This window comes from Phocaeicola coprocola DSM 17136, from assembly GCF_000154845.1.
Classification (GTDB): domain Bacteria; phylum Bacteroidota; class Bacteroidia; order Bacteroidales; family Bacteroidaceae; genus Phocaeicola; species Phocaeicola coprocola.
Map to the genome: position 1 here is coordinate 65,300 of NZ_DS981470.1, position 25,958 is coordinate 91,257.

Below are 25,958 nucleotides of genomic sequence, written 5' to 3' on the forward strand. Positions count from 1 at the left end.
ATATCTTGCAGATATGAAGAACAAGAAACATGTATGGGTGGCAGGAGCCATGTGTGTATTGCCTTTGATGGGAATGGCACAGCAGACTGAGCCACTGACAGATTCCCGTCGTCTGTTTGACGATGGAAAAGAGTTATTTCTTCGTCGTGACTATGCAGCGGCGCAACAGACCTTGTCGCGCTTTGTACAGCAGAAACCGCAGGCTTCATTGGCTGATGAAGCCGCTTATATGATTGCTTGCACGTCGTATGAACTGAAATCTCCTGACTGTATTAAGCAGCTGGAAGGGTATCTGGAACAATATCCGGATTCGCGTTATGCCAATCGGGTGCAATCTCTTATCGCTTCTGCCTATTTCTTCCAGGAAAAATATCCAGAGGCTATTGCTTGTTTTAAAGGATGCCAATTCGATTTGCTGGCTGATTCTGAGCGGGATGCCTGTACCTTGCGTATGGGAACTGCTTATCTGAAAATGGGAAACTTGCAGGAAGCTGCTGTCTGGTTCAGTATTCTGAAAGAGGTAAGCAGTGAATATCATATAGATGCCGTTTATCATCTGGCTTATATCGATTATGTGCAAAAACAGTACGATAAGGCTTTGCAGGGATTTCGTGAGGCAGGCGAATCTTCTAAGTATGCGGCTTTGTCGCCTTACTATATAGCCGATATTCATTTGGTCAGAGGAAACTACCAGCAGGCCAGACAGATAGCATCTACTTATCTCGAAGCTTATCCACGCCAGGAAAAGGCAATAGAGATGAAACGCATTTGCGGAGAAGCTTGTTACGGCTTGAAGCAATATGCTGCTGCCATTGATTATCTGTCAGCTTATCGCAGCGAAACTGAGGAACATGCTGAAAGAAATTCCTTGTATAAGTTAGGAATGAGTTTCTTCTATACGGGGGTCTACTCGGAAGCAGCTGCTGCATTGGGTGAGGTGACTACTGTGCAAGATGCCTTGACGCAGAATGCTTATTTGCACATGGGACTTGCTTATTTGCAATTGAAAGAACGAAATCGGGCACGAATGGCTTTTGAACAGGCGTCTGCGATGAACTATGACCGTGACATCAAGGAGCAGGCTTTTTATAATTATGCTTTGTGTATACACGAAACATCCTATTCTCCGTTTGCTGAATCGGTTACGGTATTCGAACGTTTCCTGAATGAATTTCCTAACTCTGTTTATACAGAAAAGGTAAATGATTATTTGATAGAAGTATATATGAATACTCGCAGCTATATGGCTGCACTTAATTCTATTGCTAAAATCAGCCGTCCGGGTAACCGTATTCTGGAAGCTAAGCAAAAATTGTTGTTCCGTCTGGGTACGCAGGCTTTTGCACAGGCTGCTTTCGAAAATGCTATAGAATATTTCTCTCAATCGCTTCAGTTGGGACGTTATAACCAGCAGACTCAGGCTGATGCTTATTATTGGCGTGGAGAGTCAAAGTATCGTCTGGAACAGTACGGTGCTGCTGCATCCGATTACCGCCAGTATCTGGAGTTTGCTCCCGACCGTCGTTCTACAGAATATGGACTGGCTTTGTATAACCTGGGCTATACAGCATTTAAGCAAAAACAGTACGATAAGGCGTTGACTTGGTTTACCCGCTGTGCAGAATCGGGAATTCGTCTGGAGAACGATGTCGTAGCTGATGTGTATAATCGAATGGGTGACTGTAATTTCTATGCACGCCGATTTGATGCAGCCGATGCGCAGTATGCACAAGCATCCGGTTATTCGATGTCGTTATCAGATTACTCGTTGTTCCAGCAGAGTATTATCAAGGGCTTGCAGCGTGAGTATGGTAAGAAAATTGAATTGCTGAACCGTTTGATAACAGGATTCCCTGAGTCACAGTATCTGGATGATGCACTTTATGAACAGGGACGTGCTTTCGTGCAGCTGGAAGACAATGATAATGCTGTAAAGCGTTATTCTCTTTTGGTTCAACGTTATCCGGAAAGTCCGCTTTCTCGTCGGGCAGCAAATGAGATAGGTTTGTTGTATTATCAGAATGATAAATATAATGAGGCTATAGCTGCATACAAAAAAGTAATTTCTACTTATCCGGGTAGTGAAGAAGCTCGTCTGGCTCAGCGCGATTTGAAATCTATCTATATTGACCTGAACCGGGTAGACGACTATATGGCTTTTGTTTCTACGATTCCGGGAGGAGCCAATTTTGATGTGAATGAACGTGACTCGCTGACGTATGTGGCAGCCGAACGTGTGTATATGCGTGGAAATATCACTGAAGCTAAAAACAGCTTTGTACGTTACCTGCAATCTTTCCCACAAGGAGCATTTAGTGTAGATGCTCATTATTATCTGGGCTTGATTGATTATAATGAGAAGAATTACACGGGGGCTGTTTCACACTTGGATAAGGTTGTCGAATATCCTGATAATAAATTCTCTGGCGAAGCGATGGCTATGTGTGCTGACATTGCTTATCGTGAAAAAGAATATGAAAAGTCATTGGGACTTTATAAACGTATGGCAGATCGTGCTGTATCGCAGGAAGAACGTGTGACTGCACGTACAGGAGCTATGCGCAGTGCCTGGATGGTGAAAGATTGTCAGGAAATTATTTCTGTGGCTTCGGGTCTGATTGCTGAAAGCAAGCTGGCTCCCGAATTAGCTAATGAGGCGCATTATTATCGTGCAAAAGCTCTTCTTGCCGAAGGACAGAATAAGGAAGCAGCAGGCGACTTGGCTGTTTTGGCAAAAGATACCCGTAATGTATATGGAGCTGAAGCTAAATATTTGTTGGCTCAACTTTATTTTGACAATGGAGAAACAGGAAAGGCAGAGAAAGAGGTACTTGATTATATAGAGGTAAGTACCCCGCATGCTTACTGGCTGGCCAGAAGTTTTGTCCTGTTGTCGGATGTGTACATGAAACTTGGACGTAACTTGGATGCCAAGCAATATTTGTTGTCATTGCAGCAGAATTATCAGGCAGATGATGATATTGCGGAAATGATAGAAACTCGATTGGCTAAACTAAATAAGGGAAGTAAACAATGAAACATATATCTGCAATTTTAGTAGCTGCGGCATTGTCGCCCGTAGTAAAAGGCTATGCACAGGAACAGGTGAAAGATTCTACACTGAATCGTACGGTTGTAGTGGAAAATCAGTATAATCCTGAAGTTATGGACGCATTTAAAGTGAATGTCTTGCCGAAAGTGGAAGAGCCTGCTGTTGCCAAACAGCATATAGATTATGCAACATCGGTTCGTCCGTTGACAAGCTGGGGCTTTTCTCCGATGGAAGCCATAACAAGTGAACAGAAGCAGGTTGATGCGCCGCGAGGATATATCAGAGGAGCTTATGGTAACCGGAATAATGTAGACCTCAAGGCTTCGTATCTTTGGGATATTTCTCGCAAGGACCGTTTACAGTTTATGGCTTCTCTATATGGTATGAATGGAAATATTTCTTCTCTGCTTCCTGAAGAAGGAGAATGGAAGTCGCGCTTTTACCGTACAGATGTATCATTGGATTATAAACATGATTTCCGGACTGTTTCACTTTCTTTAGGTGGAGCTTTTGTATCTCAGGTATTCAATTATATGCCTGTGAGAGATGAAAGTATTCAGAATTTATATGAAACGAGCCGTCAGCGTTATACCTTAGGTGAAGGATATGTAGGCATAGCTTCTGTAGAAGGTGAATTGCCTGTGGAATTCTCTTTACAGACAGGCTTGCGCAGCTTTAGCCGCAAGTATGACATTCCTTATATGCGTCACGGTTCGGAAAATATTTTTCATACTGTCGGATTTATTTCCGGAGCGTTGAACGAGGAACAGCATGTAGGCATTGCTTTGGGTATGGATAACCTGATTTATGATGCGGAACAGGCTGATTATACATTGTTGCAGTTGAATCCTTATTATACGCTTGAAAATGATAATATACGGTTGCGTGTGGGAGCTCATGTTGACTGGCAGTCGGCCAATGGAAGTGGTATAAAAGCTGCTCCGGATGTTAAGCTGGATTATACTTTTGCTGATACCTATGTGGCTTATCTGCATGCGACAGGAGGAACCCGCTTGAACGATTTTCGTCAGCAGAATGAAGAATCTCCATACTGGGGAGTAATAAACCAGATGCGTACTTCCTATACACCGGCGGATCTTCAGGTCGGTTTTAAAGCATCTCCATTACCTGGACTGGGCTTCCATTTATTTGGAGGATACCGTGTGACTAAAGATGAGATTTTCCATCTTTATCCGGATATAACAGACACCGACTTCCCGTACTGCTATTCACTCTTGATGCAAGAAAAGGCAAAAGTTGGATATGGAGGAATAAAAGCTGCTTATGGATATAAAGATATTTTTGATTTCTCCGTAGGTGGAACATATTATGGCTGGAATGTAAAAGATGAAGCAAAAGTGTTGCTTTACTTGAAGCCGGAATTTGTATTAGATGCTTCTGCTCGTGCAAAGGTGTATGATGAGTTTTGGATTTCGGCAGCCTATCGTTATGAGGGACGTGTAAAGGCTGGAGAACTGGAAAAAGCCGATGCAATAAATAATCTTTCACTTTCTGCAGGATATGAGTTCTTTAATAGCTTGAATGTTTTTGTACGTTTCAATAATTTGCTGAATCAAGATTACATAACCGAGGCTGGTTACCCCGTTCAAGGATTTAATGCCATGGCAGGTGTAAGCTTCCGTTTCTGATAATAATAAAAGCCTGTATCGGGATATATCCGTTACAGGCTTTGTTGTATCCTGACGTTATAATACTCTTCAGGTGTAATCTTTTTCGCCTGATTTTTCTGTATGTTTTCCATATCCGGAAATATTAAAAAATAAGAAATTTAGAAAAACGCACCTTATTATATGGTGTACTTCAGGTTTTTTCATACATTTGTCCCAAAATCACTAAATGGATTACAGAAGTTATGCAAAATAATCTGGTAATAGTTGAGTCCCCCGCAAAGGCAAAAACTATTGAAAAGTTTCTTGGAGAGGGGTATAAAGTTCTTTCAAGTTACGGTCATATCCGCGACTTGAAACAGAAAGCGTTCAGCATCGACATAAAAGATCATTTCGCTCCAATATATGAAGTGCCGGAAGATAAGAAGAAACTGGTAACAGAGTTGAAGAAGGAAGCAAAGAAAGCTGACATGGTATGGCTCGCATCCGATGAGGACCGTGAAGGAGAAGCTATATCCTGGCATTTGTTTGAGGTGCTTGAACTGGACCCTGCGAAGACGAAACGTATTGTATTCCATGAAATTACTAAAACTGCTATATTAAAAGCTATCGAGCATCCACGTGATATAAATGTAGACTTGGTTAATGCTCAGCAGGCACGTCGAGTACTCGACCGTATTGTTGGTTTTGAACTGTCGCCGGTATTGTGGAAGAAAATAAAACCTTCTTTGTCAGCCGGGCGTGTACAGTCGGTTGCCGTACGCCTTATTGTGGAACGTGAACGTGACATACATGCGTTCGTGAGTGAAGCTTCGTATAAGGTGACTGCTGTTTTTACCGATGATAAAGGTTCGGAAATCAAGGCGGATTTAGGAAAGCGTTTTAAGACGAAAGAAGAAGCTAAGGCATTTCTTGAAAGTTGTAAGAATGCCGGATTTAAGATAGAAGATATCACTACCCGTCCGATGAAAAAATCGCCGGCAGCTCCGTTTACAACTTCAACTTTACAGCAGGAAGCTGCGCGTAAGTTGGGCTATACGGTAGCACAGACAATGATGCTGGCTCAGAGATTGTATGAAAGCGGATTGATAACTTATATGCGTACTGACTCTGTGAATTTGTCAGATCTTGCTTTAAGTACCAGCCGGGATACCATTCTTTCACTGATGGGAGAAAAATATGTGCATACTCGCCATTTTACGACGAAGACTAAAGGTGCACAAGAAGCCCACGAAGCGATTCGTCCGACCTATATGTCGAATGAAACGATAGATGGAACTTCTCAGGAAAAACGTCTGTATGATTTGATCTGGAAGCGTACGCTTGCTTCACAGATGGCAGATGCTGAACTGGAGAAGACTACTGCGACTATATCTATCAGCGGTCATATGGATAAATTTATTGCTGTAGGTGAGGTTGTTACCTTTGACGGATTCTTACGTGTGTATAAAGAGTCGTTTGATGATGATGTAGAGCAGGAAGATGAAGGACATTTGCTTCCGGCGTTGGAAGTCGGTCAGGTCTTAGACTGCAAGGAGATTGTTGCAATGGAACGCTTTACTCAGGCTCCTCCACGTTATACAGAAGCTAGCCTGGTACGTAAGTTGGAAGAACTGGGTATCGGACGTCCTTCTACATATGCACCTACTATTTCTACTATCCAGCAGCGAGGATATGTTGAAAAAGGAAACCGTGAGGGAGTAGAACGTAATTATGAAATTCTGCAACTGAAAGGAAACAAAATTACGGAAAGTACCAAAACAGAACTTACCGGAAGTGAAAAAGCGAAGCTGATACCTACTGATGTCGGAATGGTTGTTAATGACTTCCTGAAAGAGTACTTCCCTCAAATCATGGATTATAATTTTACGGCTAGTGTCGAAAAACAGTTTGACGAAATTGCCGAAGGAGATAAAAAGTGGACTGATGTGATGGAGCATTTTTATGAAGGTTTCCATCCGTTGGTGGAAGATACGATGGCTGCCAAGTCGGAACATAAGGTAGGAGAACGTATGCTTGGAGTTGATCCGGTAAGTGGAAAACCGGTTTCTGTGAAAATCGGACGTTATGGTCCGGTAGTGCAGATAGGTACTGCCGATGATGAGGAAAAGCCTCGCTTTGCTCAGCTGAAGAAAGAATATTCTTTGGAAACTATAACTCTGGAAGAGGCACTCGATCTGTTTAAACTTCCTCGTACGCTAGGAGAACTGGATGGCGTTGTTGTAACTGTCGGAACCGGACGTTTCGGACCATATGTACGTTATAATAATACGTTTGTTTCCATACCCAAAGATATGGACCCGATGTCTGTTACACTGGAAGATGCCGAAACTTTGATCCGTGAAAAGCAAGATGCGGCTGCAAAAAAAGTTATCAAGACTTTTGATGCTGATCCGGATATGCAGATTTTAAATGGCCGTTATGGACCGTATATTTCGTACCAGAAGAAGAACTATAAGATACCTGACAGCGTAGAAGCTGCCGACCTGACATTGGATGCATGCTTCAAGGTTATTGAATTGCAGAAGGAAAAAGCTGAAGTTCGTAAGGTACGTGGCGGTGTAAAAAAGAAATAATGAAAAGAATCTTTTTAATAGGTTATATGGGATCGGGCAAAACTACGCTAGGAAAAGCGTTTGCCCGTGCCATGCAACTCCAGTTCATCGATTTGGACTGGTATATCGAAGAACGTTTTCATAAAACAGTACAGGAGTTGTTTGCCGAACGTGGAGAGAACGGCTTCCGTGAGATAGAAAGAAATATGCTCCATGAAGTTGGAGATTTTGAAGATGTATTGATTGCTGCTGGAGGAGGTACTCCGTGCTTTTTCGATAATATGGATTATATGAATAGTGTGGGAGATACTGTGTTTCTGGATGTCAATCCGGAAGTTTTGTTCCGGCGCTTGAAAATAGCCAAGGCGAAGCGTCCGCTGCTGGCAGATAAGACAGATGATGAACTAATGAATGTCATCACAAGTGCTTTGCAGAAGCGCATGGACTTCTACCGGCAGGCTAAGTATACATTCAATGCCGAAAGACTGGAAAGCTATGAGCAAATCGGTGAATCGGTGAAAAAGCTGAAATTATTATTAGATAAATAGATTATAAACGTAGACTTTATGTTGTGAAATGAGAAAATGGCGTATTGAAGATTCTGAAGAACTCTACAACATTACTGGGTGGGGTGTTTCATACTTTGGTATTAATGACAAAGGTCATGTAGTAGTAACTCCGCGTAAAAACGGTGTGGCAGTCGATTTGAAAGAATTAGTCGACGAACTTCAATTACGGGATGTCACAGCACCTATGCTAGTGCGTTTCCCCGATATTCTGGATAACCGTATCGAAAAAATATCCAATTGCTTTACTCTTGCTTCCGAAGAGTATGGATATCAGGCTCAGAATTTTATTATTTATCCTATTAAGGTAAATCAGATGCGGCCGGTTGTCGAAGAAATCATCAGTCATGGAAAGAAGTTCAATCTGGGACTGGAGGCTGGTTCAAAACCCGAACTTCATGCTGTGATTGCCATTAATACGGATTCTGATTCGTTGATCATTTGTAACGGCTATAAGGATGAAAGCTATATAGAACTGGCTTTATTGGCGCAGAAGATGGGTAAGCGTATTTTCTTGGTTGTTGAAAAGCTGAATGAACTTCGTCTGATTGCCAAGATTGCCAAGCAACTGAATGTACGTCCCAATATCGGAATCCGAATAAAGTTGGCTTCTTCGGGCAGTGGTAAATGGGAAGAAAGTGGAGGAGATGCAAGTAAATTCGGATTGACCTCCAGTGAACTGCTTGAGGCTCTCGATTTTATCGAGAAAAAGGAAATGAAAGATTGTTTGAAACTTATCCATTTCCATATCGGAAGTCAGGTTACTAAAATACGTCGTATTAAGACGGCATTGCGTGAAGCTTCTCAATTTTACGTACAGTTACATCAGTTAGGATTCCCGGTAGAATTTGTTGATATAGGTGGAGGATTGGGAGTCGATTACGACGGAACCCGTTCTTCATACAGTGAAAGTAGTGTGAACTATTCTATACAAGAGTATGTAAACGATTCTATCTCTATCATGGTGGATGCTAGTAACAAGAACAATATTCCGCATCCTAATATCATTACAGAGAGTGGTCGTTCGCTCACTGCTCACCATTCTGTCCTAATTTTTGAAGTTCTTGAAACAGCTTCTTTGCCGGAAATGGAAGAAGAGTTTGAGGTCAGCCCTGAAGATCATGAACTGGTACAGGAATTATATCAGATATGGGATAATCTGAACCAGAGCCGTATGCTTGAAGCATGGCATGATGCTCAGCAGATTCGTGAGGAAACGTTGGATCTGTTTAGCCATGGTATTGTGGATTTGAAAACTCGTGCACAGATAGAACGTTTGTACTGGTCGGTTTGTCGTGAAATTAATCACATCGTTTCAGGGTTGAAGCATGCTCCCGATGAGTTCCGCAATCTGGATAAATTACTAGCTGATAAATATTTCTGTAATTTCTCTTTGTTCCAGTCACTGCCGGATTCATGGGCTATCGACCAGATTTTCCCTATTATGCCTATTCAGCGTCTGGATGAACGTCCGGATCGTACGGCTACATTACAAGATATAACTTGTGACTCGGATGGTAAGATAGCAAACTTTGTGTCGACAAGAAATGTGTCGCATGATTTACCAGTACACACCATCAAGGCTAAAGAGTCTTACTATATAGGTGTATTCCTGGTAGGAGCTTATCAGGAAATCTTGGGAGATATGCATAACTTGTTTGGAGATACGAATGCTGTGCATGTAACAGTTAACGAAAAAGGCTATACCATCGATCAGGTTATCGACGGTGAAACTGTAGCAGAGGTGTTAGATTATGTACAGTATAGTCCGAAGAAACTGGTGCGTACACTCGAAACATGGGTGACAAAATCGGTAAAAGAAGGGAAAATCTCTTTGGAAGAAGGAAAGGAATTCCTGGCAAATTACCGTTCGGGATTATATGGATATACATATTTGGAGTAATACAAAATAAGCATACGATGAAAGAGAAGTTGACTATTGTAAAAGTTGGTGGAAAAATTGTTGAAGAAGCTGATACATTGAGTCAGTTACTTGCTGATTTTTCTGCAATTCCTGGCTATAAGCTGTTGGTACATGGTGGTGGACGCTCTGCAACAAAAATTGCTGCCCAACTGGGTATAGAGAGTAAAATGGTAGATGGACGCCGTATTACTGATGCTGAAACCCTGAAGGTGGTAACGATGGTCTATGGAGGATTGGTAAATAAGAATATTGTAGCCGGCCTTCAGGCGAAGGGAGTGAATGCCGTTGGATTAACTGGTGCTGATATGAATGTGATCCGTTCGGTAAAACGTCCTGTAAAGGAAATAGACTATGGTTATGTGGGAGATGTGAAGCATGTCGATGCCGAAGTGCTTGTTTCGTTGATTAGCCGTGGAGTAGTTCCGGTTATGGCTCCGCTAACTCATGATGGTGAAGGCAATATGCTTAATACAAATGCCGATACGATAGCAGGAGAAACGGCTAAAGCTCTGGCTGAAGCTTTTGATGTCACTCTTATTTATTGTTTCGAAAAGAAAGGAGTCTTGCGTGACGCCGAAGATGAAGATAGTGTAATACCTGTCATAACTCCCGACTTATTTAAGAAATATGTCGATGAAGGAGTGATACAAGGCGGTATGATTCCTAAGCTTGAGAACTCTTTTTCGGCAGTTGAAGCCGGAGTTTCCCAAGTTGTAATAACCTTAGCCTCAGCGATAGACGGTAAGTCTGGTACGATAATAAAAAAATAATTCAAAAAAAATAGGCGGGTGAGTGTAACTTTTGTGAAACTCACCCGTCATTAGTATAGAGAGCAATGCGAGAGATTAGTTTCCGAAATGATATATTGCCTTTGAAAGACAAACTTTACAGGTTGGCACTGCGGATAACATTCGACAGTGCTGAGGCAGAAGATATCGTGCAGGATACTATGATTCGAGTATGGAACAAGAGGGACGAATGGACACAATTCGATTCAATTGAAGCTTATTGTCTGACTGTTGCAAGGAATCTTGCTATTGATCGAAGCCAAAAGCTGGAATCGCAGAATGTTGAATTGACTCCCGAAACACAAGAAATGCCCGATACATTGACTCCCGACAGAGCGTACGAACAGGATGAGCAACTAAGGCTGGTGCATCATTTAATTAATGAACTGCCAGAAAAGCAACGCACTATCGTACAACTTCGGGATATAGAGGGAAAGAGTTATAAGGAAATAGCCGATGTCTTGCAACTGACAGAGGAACAGGTAAAAGTGAATTTGTTCAGAGCGAGACAACGGATAAAGTTAAAATACAGCGAGATAGATAACTATGGACTATAAGTACATTGAACAACTTTTAGAGAAATACTGGAATTGCGAAACTTCGGTGGAGGAAGAACAGATATTGCGTTCTTTTTTTCGCCAGAAAGAGCTTCCGGAACATTTACTCCGCTATAAATCTTTGTTTGCCTATCAGGAGGCTGAGAAAGATATAAAGTTGGGCGATGACTTTGATTCACGTATTCTGGCGGAAATAGAACGACCGGTAGTCAAGGCAAGACGCCTTACTTTACATACGCGTTTTATGCCTTTGTTCAAGGCGGCAGCTGTAATGGTCTTGCTGTTTTCTATAGGAGGAGTCGTGAAGCACTCTATGGTAGGGAATAAAGCAGGAGTAGTATATGTTTACGATCAGTTCGAGAACGATACTCATGATCCGCAAGTGGCTTATAAAGCCGATTCGGTAAAATCACCGATGAAAGTTTCGGAACAATCTGCTTTGAAAAAACAATAAAGTTGACATTTTCATTTGCTTTTATATAAATAGTTAGTGCTTATTTAAGAAAAATCATTGATGAGGCTGTGAAGTTTCAATTCTCTCAAATTAGAAATTACTAACTCAATAAAAAGGATTACCGCGTGAGCAGTAATCCTTTTCTCGTATGCTCGGCATGAGTATTAGCTAACGGGTGCAAGTCCCCAATGAGCCCTAATAGCGGGAATCATACAGCCAAAAGCAAGGGTGTCCATCGCGAGTTGGAATCTGAAAGAAGCTGGCGGCAAACATCTGGTCTGACGAACAGAAACTTCATATAAGGCATATGACCGTGGGTAAGGTTGCGAAACAAACTAAAGCCCTATAGCTATTCGGGACGGTTAGTGTAAATGGAGCAGACATAAGATTGAAAGTTAATACCCTTATCCGAGGATGTCTCACGGACATATGGTGAGGATGAATGATTCGAAGTACCATGATGGAGTAAAGCTTGCCGTGAGAAGTCAGCAGAGGTCGTAGTACCCAAGGCATGTATGCCTATAGGGAAGGACCAAACTTTATTTAAACGGCATAACTGAAAACTACCGTTTGTTGGAACGAATGCATAAAACCAAAACAGAAGTATTGGGCTACCTTTAAAGAGATAGGACGGAATCCGAAGGGTATAAAGGAGCGCAGACCTACAAATGGATGGTTGAAGAAGATGTCGTGGAAGTGTCTTTCGAAGAATACGAAAGGCATCCATAGTAAAGAACCGCCGTATGCCGAACGGCACGTACGGTGGTGTGAGAGGTCGGAAAACGAAAGTAGGAAGAAAACTACTTCGTTTTCCTCCTACTCGATTTTTTGTGTTACTGTTAGTAAGTATGAAACGGGGCTTTTTTATTCGATAATTTCTCCTTTTTCAGTGAAAAAGATGTTGGCTTCTGTACCTTCTTCATCTACCACTGCCACCTGATAAATCTTCACACCATCTTCGTCTTCCTGATAAGCTGCACTCTTTACTGTATATTCACTAAAGTTTTTGGTCAGAGCGTCCTGTATAGCTTGAGGCAAGTCTTTTACTTCGATAGGAGTGTAATCGGCTACATTCAGTTGAATACTGATTTCATTTGTTGTTTTTGCATTTGCAAACGCTACTGATGATGTGCCTAATCCTGCTATTAATGCTATTGCTACAAAAATCTTTTTCATAATCGTAATTTTTTAAGTTTGACAATTGTTTCTGTAAATAGAAAGACAATGGCTGTACCAAACTTTTGTTCTGCGTTGTAAATTCTTGATTATTAATATTGTAATTAATTTCATACTTTCCTGTATATTGAAAAAGTGAGGATTTCTTCCTCGAACCTGTAGAGTTGAAAATGTGAAAGCCACGGAAAATCTACATGGAAAAAGTTAATTTTGTATGACCTTCTAATCGTTTGGCTTTATATGCCGGAATATAAATAGAAGATGAAAAAATGAAGTTTTTTCCGTAAGTTTGCTGTATGATAAGTAAGAAACAAATTATTTCAGATAAAGATTTTGGAAAGATACATTTCGTAGTACGTCGTTCAGCCCGTAATATAACGATGCGTGTAAAAGAAGACGGCTTGCATGTTACCACTCCTCCTTACCGGAGTATAACAGCATTACTTGAAGCAATTGCTCCTTTCCGTGAACGTTTGCGCAATGTCTGTTCAGAAGTAAAGCCGAAACCTTTCGATTTAAATTTCTCTATCGAAGCAGAATGTTTTCGATTAAAACTCGAAACTTCTCCATTGAAAAATTTTACAGTCAGTATGAGGGATGAAACGGTAGTGATAGCCTGTCCAGCTCATGCCGATTTTACAACAGACAGAGTCCAGACTTTAGTAAAAAATGCTGTTATGCGGGCGATGAGGAAAAAAGCAGAAGAATACTTGCCTCCTTTAGTACAGTACTGGTCGAGCTTGTTTGATTTACCTTATAATAAAGTAACGATATCAAAGGCTCGTTCTCGTTGGGGAAGTTGCTCTTCCAAACGGGATATAAGTCTGTCGTTTTACCTGATGCTTTTGCCGGCACATTTAATGGATTATGTGATTCTGCATGAGCTGGCACATACCCGCGAAATGAATCATGGTCCTAAGTTTTGGGAGTTGTTGAATCAGTTGACGGATGGCAAGGCTTTAGCATTGCGTAAAGAACTACGCATGCATCGTCCTGTATTTTAAGAATGGAGCAAATATGATTGACAGGGAACTGTCGTCATAAAAAATCTGCTGTTGACGATGATAACGGATAAGAAAAGTCAGTATATTCGCTGCCGATAAAGGAAAGATGCCAGAGTGACCGAATGGGCCGGACTCGAAATCCGGTGAACGGCTTGTCCGTTCCGTGGGTTTGAATCCCACTCTTTCCGCTTTTAAATTCGAAATATATTACCCATTCATTTTTTTCGTGAACTAAGTTAGCATCAAAAATAATACTTTGATGGCTGAACTAATTGACTCTATTTGCGCATAACAGCATTAATAAGGGAAAGCCTTTTATGAAGCAAAGAGGTTGCTTCATCCTTTAGCTGAATGAAAGCAAGCCTCTTTGTTTCATAAAAAACACGAGTATCAACTATTCTGTCCTTAAGTTGTTGATCGGGTTGCTATGTGCTGCTTTAAGTATCATACTACAACTGATTGCAAATATGATTATCAGTACAGCGAGTACGCATCCTCCAAACAGATACCATGTAAGAGAAATTTTAGTTGCAAACAACTCCAGTAATCGGGTACTGATAATTATTGCGAATATGCTTCCGGTTAGAACAGCAGGAATAGCTATTTTCAGGATATCTTTCAGGAAGATGAGTTGTACATCCTTTACTTGTGCTCCGTGAATGATACGGATAGCTATTTCCGAGCGTCGGCGGTTTACTTCATCACGGATATAGGCTATCAGTCCGATAAGTGCAATTACCAGAATACATAGTCCGACAAAGAGTATGCTGTTTCTCACGTGTAACAGCATGTTGTATTGATTAGTCATTTCCAGGTCGAGGCTATATACGTGTTTCTCCTGGCTGGGCATGGTACGGCTGACTATGTCTTGTACCTCCTTGATTTGTGCTGGACCCATTTCTTTCAAACGAATGTAAAGAAGATGGTTGGGATGTCTGTTATAGAACATCACTGTCGGACGCTCGTCGAAATCTTCCGCAACTTGAGAACCTAGATGAATTTCTTCGTAGATACCACAGATAGTGTACGGGCCTTGATGTTCTGTGATAAAAACTTGCTTACCAACAGGAGAGCCCGTCCACCCGGCAAGTTTTTCCATTTGTTTGATAAAGTTACGGCTTACCATTACTTCCTGGCTGGCACTATCTCCCAGTTCAGTAGTAAAAGTACTTCCTTCTAGTACAGGAATACTGAAAACCTTATGATAGTCGGAACCCACGTCGTACATGTCGGCTATGTTCATATACTCTTTACCGCTTTGTGGGTCGTATACATTGTTTCCGCTGCATTTCATAAACATTTCCTGATATCCCCAGGTTACTCCGCTTACGTTGGGAAGTCTTTTTAACTCCTGTATGCAACGTTCACGTTCTACTGTTTGGGTTCCGGGCAGAGAAACGTAGAGCACATTTTTGTATTCGAAGCCAGTGCGGTAGTTTGTCAATGCCTGATACTGGAGGCCGATAACGGTAAGCAGACAGACAAAGAAAGTTGTCAGCATGAACTGTACGAATAAAAGTCCTAATTTCCACTGTCGTTTGTTTTCTGTGTATCGGCGGTAAGCGTAGGTGACAGGTATACGTGTATATATGTAGCCGGGCATTACACCGCAAATTATAGCAATGGCAGTAACGACTATTAAACACAGAACTAAAGCTGTGGGAGAAAATAAGGCTTGCAAACTATGTCCCATTTGCTCCTGTAAAAAATCTTGCAGCCCGAAGATGATGAGTATGGCAAGTATCAGAGCGATGAAGCAGTGTAATACCGATTCAGCCAGTATCATGCGATAAATATCCTTACTTTCTGCTCCGTAACAGCGGTAAGTAGCAATGCTTTTAGCTCGTTTGACTACCGATGAAACAACCAGCAGGATATAATTCAGGACTGCTACTGCCAGCATAATAAAGGCAAAGGCCAGAAAAACGATATTCATGATACGATTGTATTCCGAAGACAGGAAGATCGTGTTTACAGGTTTCAGGTTCAGGTAAAACTGGCTGCCCGAGCGTTCTAGTTCTTCCATTGGAGCATTGGTATACAGCATATGCTTGATGTTGGGCTCCAATGTTTTCGGATCAGTACCCGGGTGTAGGCGGACATAGCCCGAATAACGGTCATTTCCTAGCCAGTTATCTCTTCCGTCCCCCATAATTTGTCCGATAGTAGGAAGAGCTACGGCAATGTCTATTTTCGGCAGATGAGTGTTTTCCGGGAAATCCTCAAAGACCCCTGCTACCGTAATGTGAAAGTTTGGGAAAACTTTCCATGTCAGCTGTTTGCCTAAAATATCATTACCCAGTACTTTCAGCAGTTTGGCTGAGATATAAGCATTGTTGGCTTTTTCCAGTCCGCTGTGTGGCTCTTCTCCCATTAAGATTTTTCGTGGAAAGACATCGAAGAATGAACTGTCACACAAATAAGCATTTCCTTTTATGATGCGTTGATCCTCAGTTGTTAACAACAGATCTTCATTCAGTATAGTAAAACGGGTTGCGGCTTCTACTTCTGGACAATATCGTTTGATACCCGGAGCAATGGCTCCCGATACACTGCTGTGGTTTAACCAATCACTACCTTGCTGCTTGTAATTTTCCTGTATGATATAAGTGTCTTCCAGATGGGGAATAAAGTTATCATACGACCGTTCGAAAATTACTTCGGCAAGCATTACCAGTCCGATAGCCATTCCTACACCCAGACAGAGAATTTTTATCAAGTTTCCTTCTCCTTTTCGAAAAAGATTCTGTAAAGCTCTTTTCATTGTTTGGCATGGATTGAAAGAAAGTAAGAAGGCACATCCGGACACACTTTCGGTGTACCTTCTTTTCATTGTATAAACTTAAGAGAGATTACATTTCACTGATGGATGATACGATCTGTCCATCGAACAGGTTGATGACACGGCTGGCAAATCCTGCATCACGCTGGCTATGGGTTACCATGACGATGGTAGTACCTTCTTTATTCAGTTCGGTAAGCAGCTCCATCACCTCCAGTCCGTTTTTAGAATCCAGGTTACCAGTCGGCTCGTCGGCAAGGATAATTTTCGGATTGGAAACTACGGCACGGGCGATAGCCACACGCTGTTGCTGACCACCGGATAGCTGTTGTGGATAATGTTTGGCACGATGACTGATATTCATGCGCGATAAAATTTCAGTTACTCGTTTCTTGCGCTCTTCCGCAGGAATATTCAGGTAAGTAAGAGGTAGCTCAACGTTTTCGAATACATTCAGTTCGTCTATCAGGTTGAAGCTTTGGAATACAAAACCAATACTTCCTTTACGTACATTGGTACGATCTTTTTCTTTCAGATGCCCTACCTCTTTATTGTCCAGATAATAGTTGCCCGAAGTCGGATTGTCCAGTAAGCCTAGGATGTTCAGTAAGGTTGATTTTCCGCATCCGGATGGTCCCATGATGGCGACGAATTCTTTTTCATTAACTTCCAGATTTACATTGTTTAAGGCAATTGTTTCTACTTCTGTAGTGCGGAATGTCTTGCAAAGGTTTTCAATTTTGATCATAGTGGTAAGTATTAAATTATTATTATATTATTCTATTTTTAAGTTCTCTGTCGGGTTGCTTGTTGCAGCACGGTAATTCTGTATAGTTACAATCGTAAGTGTAAGTATTATTATAATGGCAAAAGCTATCAGAAAAACCCACGGTGACAGGTTGATTCGGATAATAAAGTTTTGTAGCCATTTGTCCATGAAGAACCAGGCAAAGGGACTGGCGATGATTGAACAGATTGTTATGATGCGCAGGTAAGTACGGTTAAAGTTCCATAGAATATCAGAAGTTTTTGCTCCGTATACTTTGCGTATGCCGATTTCCTTACGCCGGTATGCTGTTTCGAAAATGGTCAGGCCAAATACTCCTACCAATGAGATAATGATAGCCAGCAAACTGAAGAGGGTAACCATGTACTGTTGATTGGTTTCTTTTTCATACAGTTGTTGGTAGTAGGTATTGAAGAAATTGACTTCTACCGGATATCCGGGGAAGATTTTCTCAGCGGTTTCGTGAATATGACGGAGAGCAGTAGAAACATCACTTCCTGCCTTAATACGGATATAGGCATAAGGCAGCTTGGTGAGTTGGGATTCTACTGTGAATAAAAATGGGCTATAGGCAAATGCATTGACCCGGCTTGAAGTAAAGATTACATCATCGATATATCCCACGATATAGTTACTCTTTGAGTGGTTTCCTCTAAAAGGAGTATCAGTAGGGATATGTTGTTCATCTTTGATGCGTTTAGTACCTAGGCAATAAGTGTATTTGTTGCTGGATATTGTATCCGAAGCTAGAAAGAAACGTCCTTCTAATAACTTAAATCCCATAACTTCACCAAAATCGGGTGAAACACGAATTTCATAATGATAAAACTCTTCTCCTTCATATTTTGATCCGGTCATACTATACACATCGCTAGCGCCTAGTTTGGTAGAAACATATGCAGTACCTTTAAATTCCGGGAATTTCTCAAGTTCATGTTTGAAAGTGGTGAATTGTGATAGTTCTTGTCCTTTGTGGGGAAGTCCGGCTATCACAATTTCGTCACGTGCAAATCCGGTATCTTGAATTTTCATGTATTGGTTTTGTTGCCAAATGAATGTGGCGCATACTAATAGAGCAAATGATATGATATATTGGAAGCTCGTAAGCAAGGTGCGGAATAATCTGCCTTTGGCCGAGAGAGCATAATTACCTTTCAGCATCAGAGCCGGAGGAAATGAAGTCATATACCATGCAGGGTATAGACCTGCTATTATACCGGTAAGCAAAGCAATGCCTCCTGATATCAGAATTACAGGTAGATAAGTAAAAAAGGAAGGCGTAAATCCTATCAGACTGAGTAGTTTCATGTGTGTTAGAATCCACACGATAAATAGTGAAAGTAACCATCCGATAAGGACGATGGCGATAGTTTCTGATATTAGTCCTATGCGGAGTTGGTTGACAGGGCTGCCCAATACTTTTTGAGTATTGATACTGCGAATACGCATCGGAGTGAGTGCGGTGCTGAAATTAATCAGGTTGATGGCAGCAATGCTGATAGTAAGAATGGCGATGGTAATCAGCAACCAGGTATGTTGGCGATCACCGACTTTATAGAAAATCCAGGGATTCGCTTCATAATAAACGTTGCGGATTGGCATTGCACAGACTTCTCGATCTGATTCAGAATAGATGGTCATGTTTTCTGCCAGATGACTGCTTTTAAGCTGTTCGTTTAAAGTTTGGATATTGATACCGGGTTTCATGCGGATGATAGCGTAGTAACTCTGAGTTCCCCAACGGTCTTTATTCTTTTGTTTATCGATATCACGGTAGATAACATTTTTAAACTGACTGTTTTCAGGAAAGTCTTTGTATACTCCAGTGATGAGCAGTTTCTTGTTTTCTGGCATATAGAGATAACTTCCTACGGCATTTCCTTTCGGGAAAAGCTTTCGGGCCTGGCTTTCAGATATAATAGCTCCTCCAGGCTGGCGTAATCCTTCATCATTTCCTGTTATGAATGCCATGCCGAGTGTTCGGGCAAAATCTGGGCTTACTACGGTAACAGGTTCGTAAATGTACTGGGGTTGCTTGGCATCGGTTGAGATAAGTTCTGCATAATTGGGAGAGCAATCAAAAAAAGCTCCACATTCGATTGCAGGTGTTTCTTCTATCACTCCTTCTACAAAAGGTCGGGGCAATACAATCAGTTCATTGGGGTGATGGTCTACACTGAGATTCAGTACAGCAATACGGTCGGAATCCGGATAACAAGTATCAAAGTTGTATTCGTAACTTACCTTCATCATGATCAGGATGAAGGCAGCAAAAGCTGTTGATAATCCCAACAGATTGAGTACGGAAGCTGTCCGAAAACGTTTGAGCGTGTAAAATAAGTTGCGTAATATTGTTTTCATAATGTTGCAATGTTATTCTGTTTTTAAGTTTTTTATCGGGTTACTTGTTGCAGCACGGTAATTCTGTATAGTGATGGTTATCAGTGTGATGAGGCTGATAATGATGCAGGTAAGAATGAACATCCACGGTGTGATGTCTATTCGTTCGGTAAATTGTTCCAGCCACTTGGATACGATATACCAAGCTATCGGGGTTGCAATAATGGAGCTGACTATTGATAGTGTGAGATACGATTGCCCGAATATCCAGAGAATTTGATAGGTGTGAGCTCCATATACTTTTCGGATGCCGATTTCTTTGCGGCGCTGTTCTGCTTCAAAGATGATAAGACCGAAAACTCCTACCAGTGAGATAAGGATGGCAAGCAAGCTGAATAAGGTGATCATCCGTTGCTGCTCAGCTTCTTTCTGATAAAGTTGGCTGTATACCTGATCATAGAATTTTACTTCAACAGGATAGCCGATAAAACATTTGGCTAATGTCTGGCGAATATGCTTCAAGGCTGTCCTCATATTGCTTCCGGCTTTTACGCGAATGTAGGCGAAAGGCAAAATATCACTACTGTATTTCCCGTTTGGACAGAATATATAGGGCAGTGCTTCAGAACGGAGCGAGGTGAACTGTACGTTGTTGACGTATCCTTTTAGCTTGACATTCATGCCCCAGACGAAGAAATCCAGTGTTGAGCCAGCCGGAATACCGGTTTTTTGCTGTAAATCCTGAGTTGCGATAAAGTTTAAATCATTATGAAGAATAGAGTCGCTGGGAAGAAAGTCTTCTCCTGATACTATTTTCATACCCATTACCTTACAGAAATTTGTTGTGACATCAATGTAGTAATGTCCGTACATTTTTTCTTTATATAAGAAAGCATATTGAGTATATCCGTTTTCTCCGCCCAGACTTGATTTGGCATAAGCTATGTCGTCTATTTCAGCAAAACTTTTTAGAGTATTTGTAAAATTGCGGTATTCGGAGCTTTGGTAAGGCATTTGTGGAAGAGAGGCAACTAGTATCTGGTCTTTATCGATGCCTGATATATAATTCTGCATAAAGCGGTTTTGTAAGAAAATGAATCCGGCTGTCACAATCAGAACAAATGAAACGATATACTGAAAACCGATAAGGAACATGCGGAGGCGTTTGCCTCTTCCGCTTAGGGCACAGTTTCCTTTCAATACGAGGGCCGGAGGGAAAGAAGTCATGTACCATGCTGGATAGACTCCGGCAATTACGCCTGTCACCAATGCGATGATTCCGGTGTATCCTATAATGTGCCAGTAGGTAATCAATGAAGGGGTGAATCCCATAAAAGTGAGCATCTTCAGGCGTATGAGTATTTCGACAATGCCCAGTGATAAGAACCAGCTGATCAAGATGATGCCGACTGATTCGGTACTTAAGGCACGGCGTAATTCCCAGTTGCTGCTGCCCAATACTTTTTGAGTATTGATACTGCGCATGCGAACTGGTGCTAGGGCGGTACTGAAATTGATAAGATTAATGCAAGCGATAATGATAATCAGTAATCCGATACTTACGAGAAGAATCATTGTATTGCGGTTTCCTGTTTTGAGGTAATAGGATGCCGACATGTCATAATAGAGTTTTTGGATGGGGAATACATAAAGCCGTTGATTTCCTTTGTCTACAATATTCAGTCGTTTATTGGCTCCACTGGCTTCGATTTGTGAGTTGATATCAGTTGCGCTTACTCCCGGTTTCAGTCGGAAAAAGGCAAAAAAGTTCATACTTCCCCAGTCATCTTTCTGGAAATCACTCATCCGGATGAATATGTCATTTTTAAATTGGCAGTTTTCAGGAAGGTCTTTGAAGATTCCACATATTCTGAACTTGTCTATTCCTGCTACCAGTCCAGTATTGCCTTCCGTATAGAGATAGGAGCCCAAAGCGTTACCTTTTGGGAAAAGTTTATGGGCATAGCTTTCCGATATAATGATGCTTTCAGGCTTATCCATATCCTTGTCGCTTCCTTTTACGAACTGTAGTCCGATAACTTTTCCGAAATCAGGGTACACAGCCCACGGAGTTTCATAGAAATATTGCGGATTTTCAGGATTGGTGCAGAACGCTTGTTTCTGCCAGCAGGGAGCGTAGATGGTTCCATATTCGATGCCGGGTACTTGTTGGATGAGGAAATCGATTGGGCCTCTTGGAAGTAAAGTGATCGAATTATCTTTTTCTTCTCCAAAATTTAGCATGACCAGGCGGTCGGAGTCTGGATAACACGTATCAAAGTTGTATTCGTAGCTCGCTTTCATCATAATCAGCATGAAGGCAGCAAAAGCTGTTGATAATCCCAACAAGTTGAGTACGGAAGCTGTCCGAAAACGTTTAAGCGTATAAAATAGATTGCGTAATATTGTTTTCATGATGTTGCTATGTTATTTTTAAGTTTTTATAGGACTCTCATGGGTTACATTCCGTCTGATGAGTGTAAATTTCATCAGACGTTTCACATCTTTTGTTCCTATTTTAAAAAGTAAAATCTGTTTTTAATTCTTTCATAAATCTATTAGCCGTTTGCTTTTTATGATACAAACAGCGTGCCATTATATTAACTTGTTGTTAATCAGTATGCTATCTTTATGCTAGTTTTAAATGACTGTCTAATAATTTGACACAGGGTGTATGATTTTTAGACACTGTTATAAAAATATCTTCTCCCTTCTAAGTTTCAAGAGACTCTCGTCATGTTTATTTATAGAGTTCCGGTTTAGAGCGACACGAGATTCTTAAATAGCATGTTCATCGGACATGAATGGTATATTTTTACGTGAAGAAACAGTGCCGCTTTGTGTATTTCCGTCATTGCTGATAATCAGCCTGTTCATTACCCTGAAAAAAATATGCTGTAATTTTAAAAAAAAGAAGGTGTATTTTTAGTGAAAACATGCCGTTGTTTTAATGAAGAGAAGGCGTTGTTTTTCCATTGTGCCGCTTTTTGCGGATAATGCGGTGTGTTTTCCTTCGCGCACATGCGCCCGCCCGCGCAATAAATATTATTGTGCATGTTTTCCTCCTCCTTCTGCGTCCGGTAAAAAAATATGCCGCGTAACATACCTGTTTTCCAGTGTCTTACGAAAAAACTTTCAGGAAAAGTCAAAAAAAAGTCGTGTAAAAGTTGGAGTTTGCGAAAAAGTGCGTAATTTTGCACCCGCTTTCGAGAGAGAAACGCGGTAAAGCATTGACAGAGTGAACGTGAGGTTTCCGGTTTTTCGGGTGTTGCCTTGTATCTTACCTTAGCCGTGCTAAGGGAGCGAGAAGGGCTTGCGGTTCCGGTTTCTGACCGCTGGAAAATTTTTTCGAAAAAAAACTTCGAAAAAATTTGGTGGTTAAGAAAAAACCTCTTACCTTTGCAAACGCTTTCGCTAACAAACGGAAGCTTAGAAATAAGAGATAGTTCTTTGAAAGACTTTAGATAAACAAACGAAATGTAGTACAAGCAGTAGTCATGTGATATATATATATAATGTGTATCCGTGATGAAGTGATAAAACCGTCAATCTGATTAAACAATCAAGAAACATTCGGTCACCTGAACAGAGACAAAAAGTACTCGCAAGAGTAAAAAGATATTTTACAATGAAGAGTTTGATCCTGGCTCAGGATGAACGCTAGCTACAGGCTTAACACATGCAAGTCGAGGGGCAGCATGAACTTAGCTTGCTAAGTTTGATGGCGACCGGCGCACGGGTGAGTAACACGTATCCAACCTTCCGTTTACTCAGGGATAGCCTTTCGAAAGAAAGATTAATACCTGATAGTATGGTGAGATTGCATGATGGCACCATTAAAGATTTATTGGTAAACGATGGGGATGCGTTCCATTAGGTAGTAGGCGGGGTAACGGCCCACCTAGCCTGCGATGGATAGGGGTTCTGAGAGGAAGGTCCCCCACATTGGAACTGAGACACGGTCCAAACTCCTACGGGAGGCAGCAGTGAGGAATATTGGTCAATGGGCGAGAGCCTGAACCAGCCAAGTAGCGTGAAGGATGAAGGTCCTACGGATTGTAAACTTCTTTTATACGGGAATAAAGTTTCCTACGTGTAGGATTTTGTATGTACCGTATGAATAAGCATCGGCTAACTCCGTGCCAGCAGCCGCGGTAATACGGAGGATGCGAGCGTTATCCGGATTTATTGGGTTTAAAGGGAGCGCAGACGGGAGATTAAGTCAGTTGTGAAAGTTTGCGGCTCAACCGTAAAATTGCAGTTGATACTGGTTTCCTTGAGTGCAGTTGAGGCAGGCGGAATTCGTGGTGTAGCGGTGAAATGCTTAGATATCACGAAGAACCCCGATTGCGAAGGCAGCTTGCTAAACTGTAACTGACGTTCATGCTCGAAAGTGTGGGTATCAAACAGGATTAGATACCCTGGTAGTCCACACGGTAAACGATGGATACTCGCTGTTGGCGATATACTGTCAGCGGCCAAGCGAAAGCATTAAGTATCCCACCTGGGGAGTACGCCGGCAACGGTGAAACTCAAAGGAATTGACGGGGGCCCGCACAAGCGGAGGAACATGTGGTTTAATTCGATGATACGCGAGGAACCTTACCCGGGCTTAAATTGCAGACGAATTACGAGGAAACTTGTAAGCCGCAAGGCGTCTGTGAAGGTGCTGCATGGTTGTCGTCAGCTCGTGCCGTGAGGTGTCGGCTTAAGTGCCATAACGAGCGCAACCCTCGTGGTCAGTTACTAACAGGTTAAGCTGAGGGCTCTGGCCAGACTGCCATCGTAAGATGTGAGGAAGGTGGGGATGACGTCAAATCAGCACGGCCCTTACGTCCGGGGCTACACACGTGTTACAATGGGAGGTACAGAAGGCCGCTACCCGGCAACGGGATGCCAATCCCCAAAACCTCTCTCAGTTCGGACTGGAGTCTGCAACCCGACTCCACGAAGCTGGATTCGCTAGTAATCGCGCATCAGCCACGGCGCGGTGAATACGTTCCCGGGCCTTGTACACACCGCCCGTCAAGCCATGAAAGCCGGGGGTACCTGAAGTGCGTAACCGCAAGGAGCGCCCTAGGGTAAAACCGGTAATTGGGGCTAAGTCGTAACAAGGTAGCCGTACCGGAAGGTGCGGCTGGAACACCTCCTTTCTGGAGCGTGACCTGAATAAGGGTTTTGTCCCTTGTGCTGCATGGGAGTTTGTTTAACGATATAGAAGAGAGAAAGATGAAGCCGAGTCGGTAACAGACTAGGTTGAACTGAATCACAAAAGCTAGTCCTATAGCTCAGTTGGTTAGAGCGCTACACTGATAATGTAGAGGTCGGCAGTTCAACTCTGCCTGGGACTACCCGAAAGGAAGGAAGAAAAAAACTTCCTTAAAAATTTGCGGGAACGAAGGAAAACGCTTACTTTTGCAGCCGCAAAAAAACGGGGGATTAGCTCAGCTGGCTAGAGCACCTGCTTTGCACGCAGGGGGTCAACGGTTCGAATCCGTTATTCTCCACCATAAAGATAGGTCTATGACATGATGTAACAAGCAAAAAGTAATTTTAGTACGAAAGCTAAAAGTATATATCATCCCGCACTATAATATATAGTGTGCACGTGATAAGGAAAGTAGGAAAGGGCGCATGGCGGATGCCTTGGCTCTCGGAGGCGATGAAGGACGTGATAAGCTGCGATAAGTCACGGGGAGGTGCAAATAACCCTTGATCCGTGAATCTCCGAATGGGACAACCCGTTACCTTGAAGAGGTAACATCCATCAATGATGGAGGCTAACGCAGGGAACTGAAACATCTTAGTACCTGCAGGAAAAGAAAATAACAATGATTCCCCCAGTAGTGGCGAGCGAACGGGGAAGAGCCCAAACCGTTCATGTTACGGCATGGACGGGGTTGTAGGACCGCGTCGTTGCAAGAAATTTTGCGAGAAGAACGATCTGGAAAGTTCGGCCGAAGACGGTGACAGCCCGGTATTCTAAGCAAGACGAAGCATAGCGGTATCCTGAGTAGCGCGGAACACGAGGAATTCTGCGTGAATCTGCCGGGACCATCCGGTAAGGCTAAATACTCCCGAGAGACCGATAGTGGACCAGTACCGTGAGGGAAAGGTGAAAAGCACTTCGAACAGAAGAGTGAAATAGTACCTGAAACCGTGCGCCTACAAGCGGTCGGAGCACGAAAGTGTGACGGCGTGCCTTTTGCATAATGAACCTACGAGTTGCCGTCTTTGGCAAGGTTAAGGGACATGAGTCCCGCAGCCGAAGCGAAAGCGAGTCTGAACAGGGCGTCAAGTCAGCGGCGGCAGACGCGAAACCAAGTGATCTACCCTTGGCCAGGA

Annotated in this window: 15 protein-coding genes, 3 tRNA genes and 2 rRNA genes; 14 read left to right on the forward strand and 6 right to left on the reverse strand. The window is 42.2% G+C overall.

Annotation, left to right across the window (positions count from 1 at the left end):
- Positions 1 to 13 precede the first annotated feature (13 nt).
- From BACCOP_RS08545 to BACCOP_RS08580, 8 genes are all read left to right on the forward strand, one after another.
- The gene (locus BACCOP_RS08545) at positions 14 to 3,037 is read left to right on the forward strand and encodes a tetratricopeptide repeat protein (RefSeq protein ID WP_007568288.1); all 3,024 of its coding nucleotides are present in this window, start codon (positions 14 to 16) and stop codon (positions 3,035 to 3,037) included.
- A complete protein-coding gene (locus BACCOP_RS08550) occupies positions 3,034 to 4,701 on the forward strand; it encodes a TonB-dependent receptor (protein WP_007568289.1) in 1,668 nt (555 codons plus the stop codon). Before BACCOP_RS08545 ends, BACCOP_RS08550 begins: the two co-directional genes overlap by 4 nt.
- Positions 4,702 to 4,925: 224 nt before the next feature.
- Positions 4,926 to 7,256, forward strand: coding sequence for a type I DNA topoisomerase (gene topA / locus BACCOP_RS08555; protein ID WP_007568290.1), 2,331 nt, complete (start codon positions 4,926 to 4,928; stop codon positions 7,254 to 7,256).
- Positions 7,256 to 7,783 carry a shikimate kinase gene (locus BACCOP_RS08560; protein ID WP_007568291.1) on the forward strand — a complete coding sequence of 176 codons (528 nt, stop codon included), beginning with the start codon at positions 7,256 to 7,258 and terminating at the stop codon, positions 7,781 to 7,783. Before topA ends, BACCOP_RS08560 begins: the two co-directional genes overlap by 1 nt.
- A 28-nt stretch (positions 7,784 to 7,811) precedes the next feature.
- Positions 7,812 to 9,704 carry a biosynthetic arginine decarboxylase gene (gene speA, locus BACCOP_RS08565; RefSeq protein WP_007568292.1) on the forward strand — a complete coding sequence of 631 codons (1,893 nt, stop codon included), beginning with the start codon at positions 7,812 to 7,814 and terminating at the stop codon, positions 9,702 to 9,704.
- A 17-nt stretch (positions 9,705 to 9,721) separates the two neighbouring features.
- Complete coding sequence (gene argB, locus BACCOP_RS08570) at positions 9,722 to 10,495, forward strand: acetylglutamate kinase (RefSeq protein ID WP_007568293.1); 774 nt, start codon at positions 9,722 to 9,724, stop codon at positions 10,493 to 10,495.
- A 65-nt stretch (positions 10,496 to 10,560) separates the two neighbouring features.
- Complete coding sequence (locus BACCOP_RS08575; protein WP_007568294.1) at positions 10,561 to 11,070, forward strand: RNA polymerase sigma factor; 510 nt, start codon at positions 10,561 to 10,563, stop codon at positions 11,068 to 11,070.
- On the forward strand, positions 11,060 to 11,524 hold the full coding sequence (locus BACCOP_RS08580) for a hypothetical protein (RefSeq protein ID WP_007568295.1): 465 nt from the start codon (positions 11,060 to 11,062) through the stop codon (positions 11,522 to 11,524). Before BACCOP_RS08575 ends, BACCOP_RS08580 begins: the two co-directional genes overlap by 11 nt.
- 349 nt (positions 11,525 to 11,873) lie before the next feature.
- Here the strand turns inward: BACCOP_RS08580 and BACCOP_RS21070 are convergent, their stop codons facing one another.
- Together BACCOP_RS21070 and BACCOP_RS08585 are read right to left on the reverse strand one after the other, a co-directional pair.
- Positions 11,874 to 12,374, reverse strand: a complete 501-nt coding sequence (locus BACCOP_RS21070) for a hypothetical protein (RefSeq protein WP_083779565.1) — start codon at positions 12,372 to 12,374, stop codon at positions 11,874 to 11,876.
- 14 nt (positions 12,375 to 12,388) lie between these two features.
- Positions 12,389 to 12,700 (reverse strand): hypothetical protein, encoded by a 312-nt coding sequence (locus tag BACCOP_RS08585; RefSeq protein ID WP_007568296.1) that lies wholly within the window; start codon positions 12,698 to 12,700, stop codon positions 12,389 to 12,391.
- 299 nt (positions 12,701 to 12,999) lie between these two features.
- Here BACCOP_RS08585 and BACCOP_RS08590 point away from each other — a divergent pair, with 299 nt between their 5' ends.
- The gene (locus tag BACCOP_RS08590; RefSeq protein ID WP_040311962.1) at positions 13,000 to 13,704 is read left to right on the forward strand and encodes a M48 family metallopeptidase; all 705 of its coding nucleotides are present in this window, start codon (positions 13,000 to 13,002) and stop codon (positions 13,702 to 13,704) included.
- Positions 13,705 to 13,804: 100 nt separating this feature from the next.
- Positions 13,805 to 13,892 (forward strand) — tRNA-Ser (locus BACCOP_RS20425).
- A 206-nt stretch (positions 13,893 to 14,098) separates the two neighbouring features.
- Here the strand turns inward: BACCOP_RS20425 and BACCOP_RS08595 are convergent.
- The 4 genes from BACCOP_RS08595 to BACCOP_RS08610 all read right to left on the reverse strand — a co-directional run bounded on the left by BACCOP_RS08595 (position 14,099) and on the right by BACCOP_RS08610 (position 22,028).
- The gene (locus BACCOP_RS08595; RefSeq protein ID WP_007568299.1) at positions 14,099 to 16,468 is read right to left on the reverse strand and encodes an FtsX-like permease family protein; all 2,370 of its coding nucleotides are present in this window, start codon (positions 16,466 to 16,468) and stop codon (positions 14,099 to 14,101) included.
- 88 nt (positions 16,469 to 16,556) lie between these two features.
- Complete coding sequence (locus tag BACCOP_RS08600; RefSeq protein WP_007568300.1) at positions 16,557 to 17,234, reverse strand: ABC transporter ATP-binding protein; 678 nt, start codon at positions 17,232 to 17,234, stop codon at positions 16,557 to 16,559.
- A 27-nt stretch (positions 17,235 to 17,261) separates the two neighbouring features.
- Positions 17,262 to 19,634, reverse strand: a complete 2,373-nt coding sequence (locus BACCOP_RS08605; RefSeq protein ID WP_007568302.1) for an ABC transporter permease — start codon at positions 19,632 to 19,634, stop codon at positions 17,262 to 17,264.
- Positions 19,635 to 19,646: 12 nt separating this feature from the next.
- The gene (locus BACCOP_RS08610; protein ID WP_007568303.1) at positions 19,647 to 22,028 is read right to left on the reverse strand and encodes an ABC transporter permease; all 2,382 of its coding nucleotides are present in this window, start codon (positions 22,026 to 22,028) and stop codon (positions 19,647 to 19,649) included.
- 1,210 nt (positions 22,029 to 23,238) lie between these two features.
- Between BACCOP_RS08610 and BACCOP_RS08620 the strand changes: the two genes are divergently transcribed.
- The 4 genes from BACCOP_RS08620 to BACCOP_RS08635 form a co-directional block, all read left to right on the forward strand.
- Positions 23,239 to 24,766: ribosomal RNA gene (locus BACCOP_RS08620) — 16S ribosomal RNA — on the forward strand.
- A 124-nt stretch (positions 24,767 to 24,890) separates the two neighbouring features.
- A tRNA-Ile gene (locus tag BACCOP_RS08625) sits at positions 24,891 to 24,964 on the forward strand.
- Positions 24,965 to 25,046: 82 nt separating this feature from the next.
- Positions 25,047 to 25,123: transfer RNA gene (locus tag BACCOP_RS08630), tRNA-Ala, on the forward strand.
- 104 nt (positions 25,124 to 25,227) lie between these two features.
- Positions 25,228 to 25,958: ribosomal RNA gene (locus BACCOP_RS08635) — 23S ribosomal RNA — on the forward strand; the annotation flags it as partial.